This is a genomic window from Aquamicrobium sp. NLF2-7 (assembly GCF_022359935.1).
Lineage (GTDB): Bacteria > Pseudomonadota > Alphaproteobacteria > Rhizobiales > Rhizobiaceae > Mesorhizobium > Mesorhizobium lusatiense.
This window is the reverse complement of sequence record NZ_JAKSED010000003.1, coordinates 203185-217776: the sequence shown is the minus strand read 5'-3', so window position 1 is coordinate 217776 and position 14592 is coordinate 203185. Positions and strand designations below refer to the sequence as shown.

Genomic DNA, 14592 nt, shown 5'->3' with positions numbered 1-14592 from the left:
TGTCAGTCAGGGCGATGTCATGCGGCTTCGCTCTCTCGTCCCGCTTGGCGTTTCGCCGAACTCGGCGCGATAGAGCCGGCTGAACTGGGCCTGATCGCTGAAGCCCCATTCATAGGCGATCTCCGAAACCTTCTTCCGGCAGGCGGGATCGCACAGCATGTGCCTGCACATCAACAGCCGCTGCAACTTCACCCATTCGCTCACCGAACGGCCAAAGCCGGTGAAAAGCTGGTGCAGATAGCGCACGGAAATGCCGCAGGCGTCGGCAATGGTTTGAGGGCTGAGCGAGGGCGAAGCCAGATTGAGACGGATGAAGTTCTCCACGCGATACAGATGCGCCATCTGCACGGAGGACGCATTGGCGTTGAGCATCTTTTCGTCGGCGGAAACCGCCATGGCCAGCATGTCGACCAGATGGCGGCCGGACATGGTGCGCGCCTGATCGTCCATCTCCTCCAGCCGCGCGGCGACCAGACGCATCATGTCGACGAACAATGCGCCCGCCCCGCAGGTCGCGTCGAAGCTCAGGGACGCCAGCCGCTCCGGCAGCACGACGCGCGAGCGCAGCACGCTGCCCGGCACCTTCAGCACCCACAGCGCATTGGCCTCGGCATAGGAGAAATCATAGGGAAGATGGCTGCGCTCGACCAGGATCTGGCCGGGCTTGCAATGCGCCTCGCGGCCATCCTGCAGGAAATGCACGTCGGCGCGTTCCGGCACGGTGATCAGGTAGCTTTCGTCGCGCTCGTGCAGCAGATGGTGCTTGTGGCGGCGATAGAGCAGGCCGTCCGATGCCAGCCGCGACAGCGACAGCGTACCGAGGTTCCAGTTGTTGAGGGAACCGTCGAAGCGGGGCTCGTTCCTGAAGGTCAGGTCGAGCGAGAAATAGGTCTGCGATACGGCTTCATTCCAGTAACGCTTGCGCGCGGCAGGACTGGCATCGGCGGTGGAATATCTGATGTCCATTCGAACCTCCCATTCCGTGGTCAGGCGCAATATCGCGCCGCCGTCGAACACATTTCCCCGGAACCCCGAGCTATCGTCTCCTGCAATAGTCTCGTCATAGGAATACGCTAGTTTCGCCATGCTGCCGAGTCTTGCATCTGAGTGCACCCAGTCTTGCTTTGGAACGCACCCGCCGGCCTGAACCGGCAGGTGCGGACCATGGTTATCCGGCCGCAAAGAACCAGGAGCGCTTTGCGCTGCGCAGACCCGCCGCGTAGATCGCGAACGCGACGACAGCCGTGGCTGGAGCGGAAAAATCCGCGTAGCTTCCGCCCGAGACATAGAGCAGGATGCCGATGGCGGCCGCCCCGAACCATGCGGTGAGGCCAAGCGGATTGAAGGCCGGCACCTGTTCGGATCGGTATTCCACCGTACCGCCGGAAAGCCGGTCGTAGCGATCGCTGAGAATATGGGCCATGGCGACCGCCACCCATGCGACGACGAATATGCCCTGATAGGCCAGCGCCTGAAGCAGATAGGCGAAGACATCGGCCAGCATCAGCACATAGACGATGGCGCCGACGGCAATCGCCCAGCCGATCCGGCCGAAGGGCATTTTGCCGAAGGCCGCGACCAGCGCCTCCATGTTCACCGCCGCCAAATAATAATTGGCGGTGTTGATGCGGGTCTGGGTGATCCACACGAACGCCAGCCCCCAGATGCCCATCAGCTTGAGAAGCGCCAGCAGCACCGAAACTTCCGTCGCGCCGACATCGGGCACCGTGGCGACCATGAACATGCCGAACAGCCCGCTCACCACGAAGACCATCAGGTAGAAGGGCGTGCCGAAGTTGAACCAGGCGTGATAGTCCGCATCCTCCTGCCGGCCGAAACGGGCATAGTCGAAGGTGAACATCATCAGCACCCACACGCCCATATAGGCGACGAAGCAGGACCACCAGCCGGAAGCGGGCGCGCCACCCTCCGGGCCGAGATTGAGCCATTTGTCGCTGTAGCCATATTCGCCGATGGCGAGCGCCACCGCCACGATCAGGCCAAGAATGTAGAAGGGCAGCAGCACGCCGTTGAACTTGTCGAGCCAGCTCTGGATGCTGCCGAAGATCAGCGGCACGCTGTAGAGCACCACGATCAGCGCCGCCACCGGGTAGGCGACGGACGGAAACACCGTGTTGATGCCGACCGCGATCACCGAGCCCTCGAACACCGCATAGTAGATGGCCGTGGCGCAGAAGATGAGCGTGGCGATGCCCGCGCCGACATTGCCGAACAGCACGCGCGAGAACAGGGCGACCGACAGGCCGGTCCTGATCGCATAGCGGCTCAGCACCGCGTTGACCGCGGAATAGGCGATCACCGACAGCACCATGCCGATGATGGCATTTTTGCTGCCGAAGCCAAGCGCCAGCGCCGCGCCGACGACAATATAGAACAGGGCGCTGCACACGGCCCACCAGGCCATGGTCAGGCCGAATTTCGGCATGCGCGCATTCGGCGGCACAGCCGTCGTCGAGAAGTCGAGCGTGTCGACCTCTTCCATCGAAATCTTTCCGGACATGGGTTTTTCCCCTCGCAGCGCGAAGCCTCGTCGCGATATGTGCGCTTCCGAGACGTTCCCGAGCCTCGTTGACACGGCCCGCTCCTTCTTGCGGAGCGGACTGCCGGTGTCTTTTGCACCGTGCAGCCGGAAAGCTAGGCCCTGCGTAAAAGCTTGTCTTTGCCGGCAGGGAACGATTGTTTGCACGACAGCGCATATGCGGGTTGCCGAAGCCGTCCGCCACGGACCATTGAAATCCAGAAATTCTGACGCTATATTGCGTCATAATAATTGGTATTCCCGAATGGAGGCAAGCAGATGGGTCTGGCTCAATATGCCGATGACGGGCTGTTCTCGCCACGCAAGATCGCCAGCGCCTTGCGCACGACGAGCGAGGAGATCGCGCGCACGGCGGGGCTCGGAAAGGATGCGATCCAGCGCAAGGACCGCATTCGTTCGGACAAGACGCAGCGGCGCCTGCGCGAGATGACCGAGATCGTCAACAAGGTCGAGCCCCGGTTCGGCTCGGCGCTGATGGCCTATGCGTGGTACAGGTCAGAACCGCTGCCGGGCTTCTCCGGCCTCACGGCCATGCAGCTGGTGCGCGACGGTCGGGCCGACGAGGTGCTCGACTATATCGACGCGGTCGACGCCGGCGTGCACGCATAAAGCGCCGATGGAGTATCGCGGATCACTCTACCGGGCGCTGAACCCGATCTATGCGCGCGCGCCGCTGTCGGGCCGCGGCGCCGAGCTTTATGGCGGCCGTTTCAACCGCAAGGGAACGCCGGCCCTCTATGCGTCGCTGTCGATCATGACGGCCTTGCGCGAGGCCAATCAGGTCGGCTCGCTGCAACCGACCACCCTTGTCGCTTATGAGGCCGACATCGGGCGTGTCTTCGACAGCCGGGACGCCACCGCCCTGCGGGCCGAAGGCATGACCCGCGAAGCCCTTGCCGACGCCACCTGGCGCGACCGGATGAAAGCCACCGGCGAAGCCCCGACGCAGGCCTTCGCCGCAAGGCTTCTGGCCGCCGGCTACCATGGATTGCTGGTGCGCAGCTTCGCCCATGGCGCGAGCGATGACGACCTCAATCTGGTCCTCTGGCGCTGGGGCGACGCCGCACCCTGCCGGCTCACCCTGATCGACGACGAAGGCCGCCTGGCGCGGTAGGGGCATTCCTGCAAAATGCGAAGCGGTTCAGCGTCCGCAATTGCGCAAACATCCGTCGGCTCAGCCGCGCAATACGTCGAGAAAGTCCGAGCACCAGCGGGAAATGTCGTGTTCGCTCAACTGCTGCATCATCGGCGTGAAGCGTGCGCGCCGTTCCTCCAGCGGCATCGACAGCGCCTTCGCCACGGCATTGCCGACCGCCTCGATGTCGTAGGGATTGACGAGGATGGCGCCATCAAGTTCCTGCGCGGCGCCGGCGAAGCGTGACAGCACCAGCACGCCGGGATCTTCCGGGTCCTGTGCGGCGACGAACTCCTTGGCCACGAGGTTCATGCCGTCCCGGAGCGGCGTGACCATGCCCACGCGCGCCACCCGGTAGAGCCCGGCCAGCACCTTCTGGTCGATGGCGCGGTTGACGTAGCGGATCGGCACCCAGTCGAGCCGCCCGATCGCCCCGTTCACCCGCCCCGCGCTTTCGGCGACCTCGCGCTGCATGGCGGCATAGCCCGGCACCTCGGTGCGCGATTTCGGCGTCACCTGCAGCATGGTCGTGCGGCCGTGCCAGGCCGGATTGGCGGCGAGGAATTTCTCGTAGCCGTCGATGCGCTGGGTCAGGCCCTTCGAATAGTCGAGGCGGTCGACGCCGATGATCAGGTCGCGCCCTTCGAGGCTGTCGGCGAAGCGGCGCACGGCGGCCGTGCGCACGGCCCGGCGCGCCAGCTCGGCGAATTCGCGCGTGGCGATGCTGATCGGAAAGGTGCCGGCGCGGAAGCGGCGGCCATAGGCCTCCATCCAGCCATCGCCGGCATCGCCGCCGATGCCCTCGCGCTCCAGCCCTGACGCGAAATTTGTCGCGTCGTGCTTCGTCTGGAAGCCCACCACGTCATAGGCGGTCAGCCCTCCGATGATCGCCTCGTGAACGGGCAGCGTGAGGAACACATCGGGCGACGGCCATGGAATGTGCATGAAGAAGCCCATGCGGTTTTCCACGCCGAGCCGGCGCAGCTCCGAGGCCAGCGGGATCAGGTGGTAGTCATGTACCCAGATGATGTCGTCCGGCCGGATCAGCGGCCGCAGCCGTTCCGCGAAGAAGCGGTTGACGCGGAAATAGCCGGCCATGTCCTTGCGGGCATAGTCGGTGAGGTCGAGCCTGTAATGGCACAGCGGCCACAGCACGCTGTTGGCGAAGCCCGCATAATATTCGGACAGGTCGCGCCGCGACAGGTCCGAAAGCGCGAAGGTGATGCCGTCCCGATCCTCCACATGCAGCGGGCCGGGCTCCTTCGATCCGCTCGACTTGCCCGACCAGCCCATCCAGATGCCGCCGCGCTTTTCGAGCGCGGCCTTGAGCGCGACGGCCAGCCCGCCCGGAGGCGGGCCCTTGCCGATGTCGGGCACGCGGTTCGATACGACGATCAGCCGGCTCACAATACATCCTCCCAGCGGCGCGACAGGTGCATCGCCGCATTGATGAGGCCCACCATGGAATAGGTCTGCGGGAAGTTGCCCCACAGTTCCCCGCTCTCGACATGCAGCCCTTCCGAGAGCAGGCCGAGATGGTTCCTGTGCTTCAGCACATCGGCGAAGATGGCGCGCGCGTCCTCCTTGCGCCCGACGCGCGTCAACGCATCGATCAGCCAGAAGGTGCAGGCGGTGAATGCCGTTTCCGGCTCGCCGAAATCGTCCGGCGCGCGATAGCGGTAGAGATGGTTGCCGAAGCGCAGATGCGCCTCGCAGGCGGCGAGCGTGGACAGAAAGCGCGGATCCTGCGCCGGCATGAAACCGATCTCCGGCATCAGCAGCAGGCTGGCGTCGAGGTCGGCGCCGCCGAAGGAGGAGACGAAGCTCTTCATGCCCTCGTTCCAGGCGCGCTCCAGTATGCCGGCGCGGATGATGTCGGCGCGCTGGCGCCAGTGCGCGGCGCGGCTGTCGAGGCCAAGCTTCACGGCGATGCGCGCCAGCCGGTCGCAGGCCGCCCAGCACATCATGGCCGAATGGGTGTGAACACCGTTGCGGGTGCGGAACTCCCAGATGCCGGCGTCCGACTGGTCCCAGCGGGCGAAGGCCTGATCGCCGAGCGGCTCCAGCCGGCCGAACAGCGCTTCGCCGCCCATCACCGGCAGGCGCTCGTCGAAGAAGCACTGCATGATCGACAGGATCACCGAGCCATAACCGTCGTTCTGCACCTGCGTGTAGGCGGCATTGCCGCTGCGCACCGGGCCGTAGCCGCGATAGCCGGGCAGGTCGCCCACGATCCTCTCGTCGAGAAGACGCTCCAGACCGAGGCCGAAAAGCGGCTGCAGATAGCCGTCGGGCGAGTCGGCGGCGATGTTCGACACATAGCCGAGATAGTCCTCCATCGTCTTTGTTGCCCCCAGAAGGTTGAGCGCCTTGACGGTGAAGTAGGAGTCGCGCAGCCAGCAGAAGCGGTAGTCCCATGTGCGCCCGCTCTGGCCGTATTCGGGAATGGAGGTGGTCAGCGCGGCTACGATGCCGCCGGTCTCCTCATGCGAGCACAGCTTGAGGGTGATAGCGGAACGGATCACCACGTCCTGAAAGTCGATCGGCAGCGAGAGATAGCGCACCCACTCACACCAGTAATTTTCCGTCTCTTCAAGAAAAGCGCGGGCGGTATGCAGGGGTGCCTGCGTCAGCCGCTCGTCCGGGCCGAGGATGAAGGCGCAGGGCCGGTCGAGCAGAAACGGCGTTCGGCGCTCGACGAATTCCACCGGCGCGTCCGTGGTCATCCGCAGCACCTGCCCGCCGAGCAGGAAGCGGATATGATTGGTGCCGCGCGTCGTTTCCGGCTCCTGCGCGCCGTAGCCGTGGCGCGGGCGCAGATCCACCTGAATGCGCGGCGCGCCCTCCACCGGCTCCACCAGCCGCACGATCGTCTGCGGGCGGAAGATACGCCCGTTCGCCTTGAAGCGCGGCGCGAAATCGGTGATGCGCAGCCGGTTGCCGTCATGGTCGGTCAGCACCGTTTCCAGAATGGCCGTGTTGCGCAGATAGCGCTGCTCGCTGGTGGCCACGTTCCTCAGGCTTATCGACCAGCGCCCGCCATCGCCGGGGGTCTTGTCCGGCCCCTCCCCCAGCAGGCTGCAGAAGACGGGATCGCCATCCATGCGCGGCACGCACATCCACACGATGGAACCGTTGCGGTCGATGAGCGCGGCGCTGCTCGAATTGCCGATCACGCCGAGATCGAGGGAGGGCGCAAACAGGGGCTGGTTCATGCCGATATCCTCGCAAGCCAGTCGCGGACGTCAGAGGGTGCGCGCACGCGACCCCGCGCGAGGCTTGGCCTGCCGTCGAGGCCCACGCGCACGGACAGGCCGTCCAGCCGGTTGGCGGCGGCAAACATCGCCTCGTCGGTCACGTCGTCGCCGATGGCCACGGGCCGGCGGCCGCGAAAGGGAGTTTCACGCATGAAGGAAACCAGCGCATCGCCCTTGTCGCGCCCGCGGGGGCGCAGCTCAACGACCTGCTTTCCCTCCTGAAGCTCCCATCCATCGGAGATGGGACCGGCAATGGCTTCCATCATCTCGCGCACCTGCGCTTCCCGCTCCGGGGCAAGGCGATAATGGGCGGCGATTGCAGCGCCCTTGTCCTCGAAGATGACGCCGGGCATGTCGGCCGTCTGCCGACGCAGATGCTGACGCGCAAGCTCGAAAGCTTCGGTTGTCGCGATGGTCGCGGTGCGCCCGTCCGCGCCGCGCCATTCGGCGCCATGAAGCCCGCTGACCGCCGTGGCGGGAAGCCTGAAAAGCGCGTCGACGGTGCCGATCGACCTGCCGGTGATCAGCGCCAGCGCACCCTCCAGCCGCTCCGCCAGCCGCTTCAGGCTGTCGGGCAGACCGGGAGGCACCACGACCGCTTCCGGCGTCTGCGCGATGTCGAGAAGCGTGCCGTCTATGTCCAGAAAGAGCGCGAGGCCAGAGGCATCTTCCGGAAGGGAGCAGGACAACCGGCCATGCCCGTGCAACGATAAGGTCTCATCATGCATGGCCTCAAGGATAGGCCCCCCGACGCGATCGGCAACCCCCCGAGCCGGATCGTTGTGCCGAACCCATACGCCGCGAACCGCCATTGGCGGCGGTTCCGCTCTGCACCAGCGGCCCCACTTTCGGCCAGCAGGCGGCACCGGTCTGTCGGGAATCCACGAAGGCGGCGTCGCCCGGCGGCCGGCGGCCGGCGCAAGGCACCTGACACCACGCCAGCCCCATCCCCACGCCCTGCGACGCGATCGGCACCTCCGAGCCGGATTGTTGTGCCGAACCCATGCGCCGCGAACCGCCATTGGCGGTGGTTCCGCCTTGCACCAGCGGCCTGCTCCCGGCCAGCGGGCAGGACCGGCCTGTCGGGGATCCGCGAAAGCCACCATGGCTGCGGCGCCCCCGCTGCCGGCGTAAGGCACCTCACATCACGCCGGCCCTAATCTCCACGCCCGCCAGCGCGACAAGCATCCCGAGGACCGGGGCCGGAAGGGTAGTTTGACCAATCCATGTCCACGCCTGCCGGCGCGGCAAGAACCGTCAGCTCATTTGCCGCGCCGGGCTGCCGATCCGAAACGCCCGGCGCGCCACCTTGGCCATTCAGGCCCCGGCGACATGTTGAAAGTGTCGGCAACAACCTGCCGGAACCGGCCCGCATCGTGTCTTTCCGGCATGAAGACCGCCGTCAGCTGGGAATGCTCGCCTTCATTCCCGCAGCGGATTTCGAGGCGACAGACGCAAATTGCTACCCACCTCACGACGGCAAGGTTCTGATGGCGGGCGCGAACCCGGCAGGCCCGCCTTTCTCCATCAGCGATGGTTTCAGGCAAGATACCGCCCGTCGCGCAAACGGTTTCATGAGTTTATATCGTCATAAACGCACAGCACGTATTTTCTTTATGAAGTCCGATAATGTTGCCTTATCGTTCCTTATACTGCACAGTGCAAAATTGGCGTTCCCGGCTGGCAGAAGCGCGGAAATGCGAGCTTGCCAGCCGCAGCGCGACGCAGGAAACACTGTTGGCGGGACGGATTCGCCTTTTCGCCACGTCATGGAGCTCAAATCGCAATGCCTGACACCGATCTGCCCGACATCGTCGATCTGGTCCGCACCATGGGGTCCAGCGCGGAAAACGCGGCTGAAGAGGGTGCGGCCGCCGAACAGGAGCAGGATATGGCGCGGACTTCTGCTGCCCTGCATGACGACGACGCGGCAGACGGCGTTTCCGGGGAGCACGCGAGCACGGCAGCGGAAAACCGGCAACAGAAGCAGGCGGGCGGCCATTCAGGGGAGGATCGGGCCCGTCCGGGTGGGGACAGTCCAGGCATGGCCAGTCCGGGGCGCGCCGGTCTGGGTGGGCCCGGTCTGGGCGGGGCCGGTCTGGATCACGCCGATCTGGAGCATGATAGCCCCGATCAAGGCGGGCAGGAGCACGCCGGCACGCCTTCCGTGCCGGAAATGCAGGGTGCCGGGACCGCGCTGCCCGCGCATCTGCAAAACCTTGCCGAGCGTGCGCGTCATTATGTCGATGCCGCCGCCTCGCCCAATACGCGCCGGGCGTATGCCGCCGACTGGGCGCATTTTACCAGCTGGTGCCGGCGTCAGGGGCTTGCCTCCATGCCGCCCGATCCGCAGATCGTCGGGCTCTACGTCACCGCCCTCGCCGCCGGAACCGCAGATGACGCGCCCGGCCGTCCGGCCAGACGCACCGCGGCCAAAAAGCCGCATGCCGTTTCCACCATCGAGCGGCGCCTGTCGGCGCTGGCATGGAACTATGCGCAGCGCGGCCTGATCCTCGACCGCAAGGACCGCCACATCGCCACAGTCATGGCCGGCATCCGCAACCGCCACGCCGCCCCTCCCCGCCAGAAGGAAGCGATCCTGCCGGAGGATCTGATCGCCATGCTGGAAACGCTCGATCGCGGCACCCTGCGCGGCCTGCGCGACCGGGCCATGCTGCTGCTTGGTTTTGCGGGCGCCCTGCGCCGTTCCGAAATCGTCGGGCTCGACTGCGGCCGCGACCAGACCGAGGACGGACGCGGCTGGATCGAGGTGTTGGACGGCGGACTGCTCATCACCCTGCGCGGCAAGACCGGCTGGCGCGAGGTCGAGATCGGGCGCGGTTCCGCCGATGCCACCTGCCCCGTCGTTGCCCTGCAGACCTGGCTGAACCTCGCCCGCATCGCCCACGGCCCCCTGTTTCGCCGGGTCACCGGACAGGGCAAGAAGGTCGGCCCCGGCCGTCTCAACGATCAGGAGGTGGCCCGTCTGGTCAAGCGCGCCGCACTTGCCGCCGGGGTCCGCGGCGATCTCTCCGAAAAGGACCGCCCTGCCCTGTTCGCCGGACACTCCCTCCGAGCAGGCCTCGCCTCATCGGCCGAGGCCGAAGAGCGGCATCTGCAAAAGCAGCTCGGCCACGCCTCCGCCGAGATGACCCGCAAATATCAGCGCCGCCGCGACCGTTTCCGCATCAACCTCACCAAAGCCGCGGGGCTTTAAGGCGGTTTCGGCAGAACTTCTTCGCCATTTGCACCGGCAACTGGAAGCACCCGCCGCCATTTGGCAATCCCCGCACAGGCGCGAATGGTGTGGACGGATTTGCAGACTGATGGTTCGCATCCCGCACGGGGATGCCGTTGGCGTCAACGCAGGCGCAGACGAAACCACCTTCCTGAAAGCCCGGTCCTGCAATCAACGGGTTTCCCGCAGGCCCCTCCCCCAGCCGAAGGAGAAAACGCCCTCTTGTCCCGTCGCGACAGATATCCGGCTTCCCGGATGCAAATGCAGTTCCCAGAAACCACGCGGAAAATTCTCACCGCCAGCCGCAGGCACCCTTATGCGGGAACAAGCCGGCACCCGATATGGCGGGCGAACTGCGGGCCGTGAAGCGGCCCTTTTTTGGGGTGGCCTATGCAACGACGGCCGCCGCCTATATGGGCGCGTTCGGCGATAAGCATGTTCCAGTCAGGCGGGATCGCCTGACCGCATGAAGGTGGACCGGAAAACAGCTCCAATAGCTGCGGCAACGCGCGTCAGAGCGCCTGCTGCTCCATGTCGGAGCCGGAAAATTCAGCTCAGCCCGCCGGCGACCTGCGTCAGCAGCCATTCCTGAAACAGCTGGCCCCATGTGCTGTTGCGCTTGCCGTCGGGCAGAACGACATAATAGCTGTTGTCGGTCGGCATCGGGGCGTCGTCCAAAAGCCGCAGCGTGCCGCTCGCAAGCTCGCCCTCGATCAGATATTTCGGCAGCAGCGCAACCCCCATGCCTGCCAGCGCGCCTTCGATGATCATGCTGAACTGATCGAAGCGGCTGCCCCTGTAGGCCATTTCGTCGCTCAACCCGTTGCGCTGGCACCATTCCGACCACAGTTTCGGGCGTGTGGCCAGGTGCAGGAGCGGCTGGCCGATGATATCCCCGACATCGGCAAGGCCGGCCTTGCCGATCAGCGCCGGGCTCGCCACGGGATAGATCATTTCGCTGCACAGATAGGTGCAGCTCGCATGCGCCCAGATCGGCTGGCCGTAATGGATCGCCAGATCGAAACTTTCCGCGGTGAGGTCGAAGGGCTGCGAGCGCGAGGCCACGTCCACGATCACACCGGGGTTCCTGTCCATGAAATCGGGCAGGCGCGGCATCAGCCAGCGGCTTCCGAAGGTGGGCAGGGTGGCGACCGTCAGCACCTTTCCGGCAGAAGCTGCTCTGGCGCGCAGCATCATGTGCTCGGCCTGCTGCAGCAGCTGGCGCACTTCCGGCTGCAACTGGTGGCCCGCCGCCGTCAGCACCACCCGCTTGCGGATCCGCTCGAACAGGGCAACGCCGAGCTGATCTTCCAGCAGCTTGATCTGCCGGCTCACCGCGCTCTGCGTCAGGCTCAGCTCCGCCGCCGCCTTGGTGAAATTTCCATGGCGTGCGGCGGCCTCGAACGACTGCAGCACGATCAGGTCCGGCATCAGTGTACGGCTGGCGTTCATTCCGCTATCGCATCAAAACAGTTCAAACAGTCATTGGAACGGTTGGTTCGGCTGCAATATGATCTGAAAACTGCATGATTGATAGTCTCAGCCTGGATTTTGCACCGCCATGAACGCGCATCTGGTCTCCCCCGACGACATCCGCTCCGCCTTCTCAGCCGCCATGTCGGCCATGTATCGCGACGAGGTGCCGGCCTATGGCACGCTGATGACGCTGGTGGGCAAGGTCAATGAGGAGACGCTTCTCCACGATGCGCAGCTGAAACAGCGGCTGGCGGCGACGGATTCGCTGGAGCGCATTTCCGAAGAGCGCCATGGCGCGATCCGTCTCGGCACTCGCCATGAGCTTGCCATGATGCGCCGCGCCTTCGCGGTCATGGGCATGGTTCCGGTCGGCTATTATGATCTGTCGACGGCGGGCGTTCCGGTGCATTCCACCGCCTTCCGTCCGGTCGAGGATGCCAGCCTGAAGCGCAATCCCTTCCGCGTCTTCACCTCGCTGCTGCGGCTCGATCTCATCGCCGACGAGACGCTGCGCGCCGAGGCGGCCAGGGTGCTCGCCGGCCGCAACATCTTCACCGAGGGCGCGGTGGCGCTGATCGGGAAGGCCGAGCGCAATGGCGGGCTCGACCGCGAGGACGCCGCACGTTTCGTCGCGGAAGTGCTGGAAACCTTCCGCTGGCACGACAAGGCCATCGTCGATGCCGGCATGTACAGGCGCCTGCATGACGCCCACCGGCTTATCGCCGACGTGGTCTCGTTCCGTGGCCCGCACATCAACCACCTCACGCCGCGCACGCTCGACATCGACAGGGTGCAGAAGCTGATGCCCGAGCATGGCATCGCGCCGAAAGCCGTGGTCGAAGGCCCCCCTACCCGCGCCTGCCCGATCCTGCTGCGCCAGACTTCGTTCAAGGCGCTTGAGGAGGCGGTTTCCTTCAGGGGCGCGGATGGCACATGGCAGGCCGGTTCCCACACCGCCCGCTTCGGCGAGATCGAGCAGCGCGGCGTGGCGCTGACGCCAAAAGGCCGCGCGCTCTACGACAAGCTGCTGGGCGACACACGCGCGCGGGTTCGCCCTGCCGCCGATGGCTCCAACGCGGCAGAGTACGAAGCCGCACTTGCCGATGTGTTTACGGCTTTCCCCGACGACTGGGACGGCATCCGCAAGGCCGGGCTCGGCTATTTCCGCTACAGCCTGACCGAAACCGGCAAGGCTGCCGTCATGCGTGTCGATCTGGAAACGGCGATCGCGCAAGGCCTGGTGCAGTTCGATCCCATCGTCTACGAGGATTTCCTGCCCGTCAGCGCGGCCGGCATTTTCCAGTCCAATCTGGGTGACGACGCCGCGCAGGAGTTTACCGCCAGCCCCAACCAGATCATGTTCGAGCGCGATCTCGGTGCTTCCGTGCTGGACGAATTCGCCCATTATGCTGAAATCGAGCGGGCTTCCATCCAAAACTGCCTTGCCGTGGTCACTCCGGCGCAGGCAGCGGAATAAGGTTTTTCATGATCAGTGAAGATCATATCAGCGCACTGCGGAAGATCCTTGGGCCAAAGGGGCTTCTCAGCGGTTGCGATGACATGTCGGCTTATGAGACCGGGGCGCGCTACGATCAGGGGCGCGCCGCTTTCGTTGCCCGCCCGGCCACGACGCAGGAGGTTTCGGCGGTCGTTTCCCATTGCGTGCGCCATGGCCTGCCGCTGATTGCGCAATCGGGCAATACCGGCCTCGTTTCCGGCTCGACGCCCGACGGCAGCGGCACGCAGGGTATTCTCAGCCTCGACCGGCTGACCGGCATCTGTGAGCTCGACCGGGTGAACCGCACCGTTCATGCCGGCGCGGGCCTTCGCCTGTCCGATCTCAACGGCAGGCTGGAAGGCGAGGGGCTGTTCTTTCCCATCGATCTCGGCGCCGATCCGCGCCTTGGCGGCATGATCGCCACCAATACCGGCGGCTCGCGCTTCCTGCGCTATGGCGATGTGCGCCGCAACACGCTGGGCCTCAAGGTGGTGCTGGCCGATGAACAGGGCACGGTGCTCGATCTGTGCAGCGGCCTGCGCAAGAACAACACCGGCATCGACTGGAAGCAGCTTTTCATCGGCACCTCCGGCAGTTTCGGCGTGATCACCGAATGCGTGCTGAACGTGGAGCCGCTGCCGCGCCAGTCGGCAACCGCGCTGCTGGTGCCCGCCTCGCCCGCCCATGTTCCGGCCCTGCTGCTCGCCATGGAAGATGCGCTGGGCTCCAGTCTTTCCGCATTCGAGGGCATGTCGGGCCATGCGGTCGCTGCCGCGCTCGACCATGTGCCGTCGCTGCGCAATCCGTTTCAGGCCGGCGTCGTTCCCGGTTTCGTCATTCTTGCCGAAATCTCACGCAGCAATGCGCCGCGCGAGGGCGAACAGGCGCTCCAATCGGTTCTTGAGGATGTGCTGGGTCTGATCTGGGAAGGCGAAGACGGCTTGCTGGAAGACGCTTTCGTCGGCCCCACCCATGAAATGTGGGCGCTGCGCCATGCGCTTTCGGAAGGCGTGCGCCACGCGGGGCGGTTGATAGCCTTCGATCTGTCGTTCCGCCGCGGTGACGTAATGCGCTTCCTCGCCTATATGAAGCAGGAACTGCCGCAGCACTTTACCGGCATCACCATCTGCGATTTCGGCCATATCGGCGATGGCGGCGTGCATTTCAATCTGGTGGTGGCAAAGGACGATCCGCGCCTTGCCGACCCCGCTTTCGAGCCGGCGCTGCGGGAATTCGTGTTCCGCGTCGCCGTGGAGGAGTTTGACGGCAGTTTCAGCGCCGAACATGCGCTCGGGCGCAAGAACCAGGCGGTTTACGACCGCTATACGCCGGCCGGAGTGCGCAGGCTTGCCGCCGCGCTCAAGGCCAACATTTCGCCGGGTCCCCTCGGGGCCGCAACTTTCTGACCAGTCACGACAACGGAGATCG

At 65.2% G+C, this 14592-nt stretch carries 11 protein-coding genes; 5 read left to right on the top strand and 6 right to left on the bottom strand.

The window, feature by feature from the left end; translation table 11 throughout:
* Positions 1-6: 6 nt before the first annotated feature.
* Together MIC97_RS19500 and MIC97_RS19495 are read right to left on the bottom strand one after the other, a co-directional pair.
* On the bottom strand, positions 7-966 hold the full coding sequence (locus tag MIC97_RS19500) for a helix-turn-helix domain-containing protein (protein ID WP_239801641.1): 960 nt from the start codon (positions 964-966) through the stop codon (positions 7-9).
* Between the two features lie 202 nt (positions 967-1168).
* Entirely contained in the window at positions 1169-2521 is a 1353-nt protein-coding gene (locus MIC97_RS19495) for an allantoin permease (RefSeq protein WP_239801640.1), read from the bottom strand.
* Between the two features lie 297 nt (positions 2522-2818).
* On the opposite strand from MIC97_RS19495, the gene MIC97_RS19490 reads away from it, so the two are divergent.
* Together MIC97_RS19490 and MIC97_RS19485 are read left to right on the top strand one after the other, a co-directional pair.
* A complete protein-coding gene (locus tag MIC97_RS19490) occupies positions 2819-3169 on the top strand; it encodes an antitoxin Xre/MbcA/ParS toxin-binding domain-containing protein (RefSeq protein WP_151654462.1) in 351 nt (116 codons plus the stop codon).
* A gap of 7 nt (positions 3170-3176) precedes the next feature.
* A complete protein-coding gene (locus tag MIC97_RS19485) occupies positions 3177-3674 on the top strand; it encodes an RES family NAD+ phosphorylase (RefSeq protein WP_239801639.1) in 498 nt (165 codons plus the stop codon).
* 60 nt (positions 3675-3734) lie between these two features.
* On the opposite strand, the gene otsA is transcribed toward MIC97_RS19485, so the two are convergent.
* From otsA to otsB, 3 genes are read right to left on the bottom strand one after another with little or no spacing between them, the layout of a single operon-like run.
* A complete protein-coding gene (otsA, locus tag MIC97_RS19480; protein WP_239801638.1) occupies positions 3735-5102 on the bottom strand; it encodes an alpha,alpha-trehalose-phosphate synthase (UDP-forming) in 1368 nt (455 codons plus the stop codon).
* Positions 5099-6910: a glycoside hydrolase family 15 protein gene (locus MIC97_RS19475; protein ID WP_239801637.1), complete on the bottom strand. Its 1812-nt coding sequence runs from the start codon at positions 6908-6910 to the stop codon at positions 5099-5101. Before MIC97_RS19475 ends, otsA begins: the two co-directional genes overlap by 4 nt.
* Positions 6907-7641 (bottom strand): trehalose-phosphatase, encoded by a 735-nt coding sequence (otsB, locus tag MIC97_RS19470; protein WP_239801636.1) that lies wholly within the window; start codon positions 7639-7641, stop codon positions 6907-6909. Before otsB ends, MIC97_RS19475 begins: the two co-directional genes overlap by 4 nt.
* 1394 nt (positions 7642-9035) lie before the next feature.
* Between otsB and MIC97_RS19465 the strand changes: the two genes are divergently transcribed.
* Positions 9036-10169 carry a site-specific integrase gene (locus MIC97_RS19465; RefSeq protein ID WP_239801758.1) on the top strand — a complete coding sequence of 378 codons (1134 nt, stop codon included), beginning with the start codon at positions 9036-9038 and terminating at the stop codon, positions 10167-10169.
* Positions 10170-10739: 570 nt separating this feature from the next.
* Here the strand turns inward: MIC97_RS19465 and MIC97_RS19460 are convergent.
* Entirely contained in the window at positions 10740-11642 is a 903-nt protein-coding gene (locus tag MIC97_RS19460) for a LysR family transcriptional regulator (RefSeq protein ID WP_239801635.1), read from the bottom strand.
* 109 nt (positions 11643-11751) lie between these two features.
* On the opposite strand from MIC97_RS19460, the gene MIC97_RS19455 reads away from it, so the two are divergent.
* Entirely contained in the window at positions 11752-13143 is a 1392-nt protein-coding gene (locus MIC97_RS19455) for a VOC family protein (RefSeq protein WP_239801634.1), read from the top strand.
* Between the two features lie 8 nt (positions 13144-13151).
* Positions 13152-14570 (top strand): FAD-binding oxidoreductase, encoded by a 1419-nt coding sequence (locus MIC97_RS19450; protein WP_239801633.1) that lies wholly within the window; start codon positions 13152-13154, stop codon positions 14568-14570.
* Positions 14571-14592 lie beyond the last annotated feature (22 nt).

Bases quoted from the DNA above. Each gene is read 5' to 3' on its own strand.
- MIC97_RS19500 (WP_239801641.1), bottom strand. From the start codon at position 966: ATGGACATCAGATATTCCACCGCCGATGCCAGTCCTGCCGCGCGCAAG.
- MIC97_RS19495 (WP_239801640.1), bottom strand. From the start codon at position 2,521: ATGTCCGGAAAGATTTCGATGGAAGAGGTCGACACGCTCGACTTCTCG.
- MIC97_RS19490 (WP_151654462.1), top strand. From the start codon at position 2,819: ATGGGTCTGGCTCAATATGCCGATGACGGGCTGTTCTCGCCACGCAAG.
- MIC97_RS19485 (WP_239801639.1), top strand. From the start codon at position 3,177: ATGGAGTATCGCGGATCACTCTACCGGGCGCTGAACCCGATCTATGCG.
- MIC97_RS19475 (WP_239801637.1), bottom strand. From the start codon at position 6,910: ATGAACCAGCCCCTGTTTGCGCCCTCCCTCGATCTCGGCGTGATCGGC.
- MIC97_RS19460 (WP_239801635.1), bottom strand. From the start codon at position 11,642: ATGAACGCCAGCCGTACACTGATGCCGGACCTGATCGTGCTGCAGTCG.
- MIC97_RS19455 (WP_239801634.1), top strand. From the start codon at position 11,752: ATGAACGCGCATCTGGTCTCCCCCGACGACATCCGCTCCGCCTTCTCA.
- MIC97_RS19450 (WP_239801633.1), top strand. From the start codon at position 13,152: ATGATCAGTGAAGATCATATCAGCGCACTGCGGAAGATCCTTGGGCCA.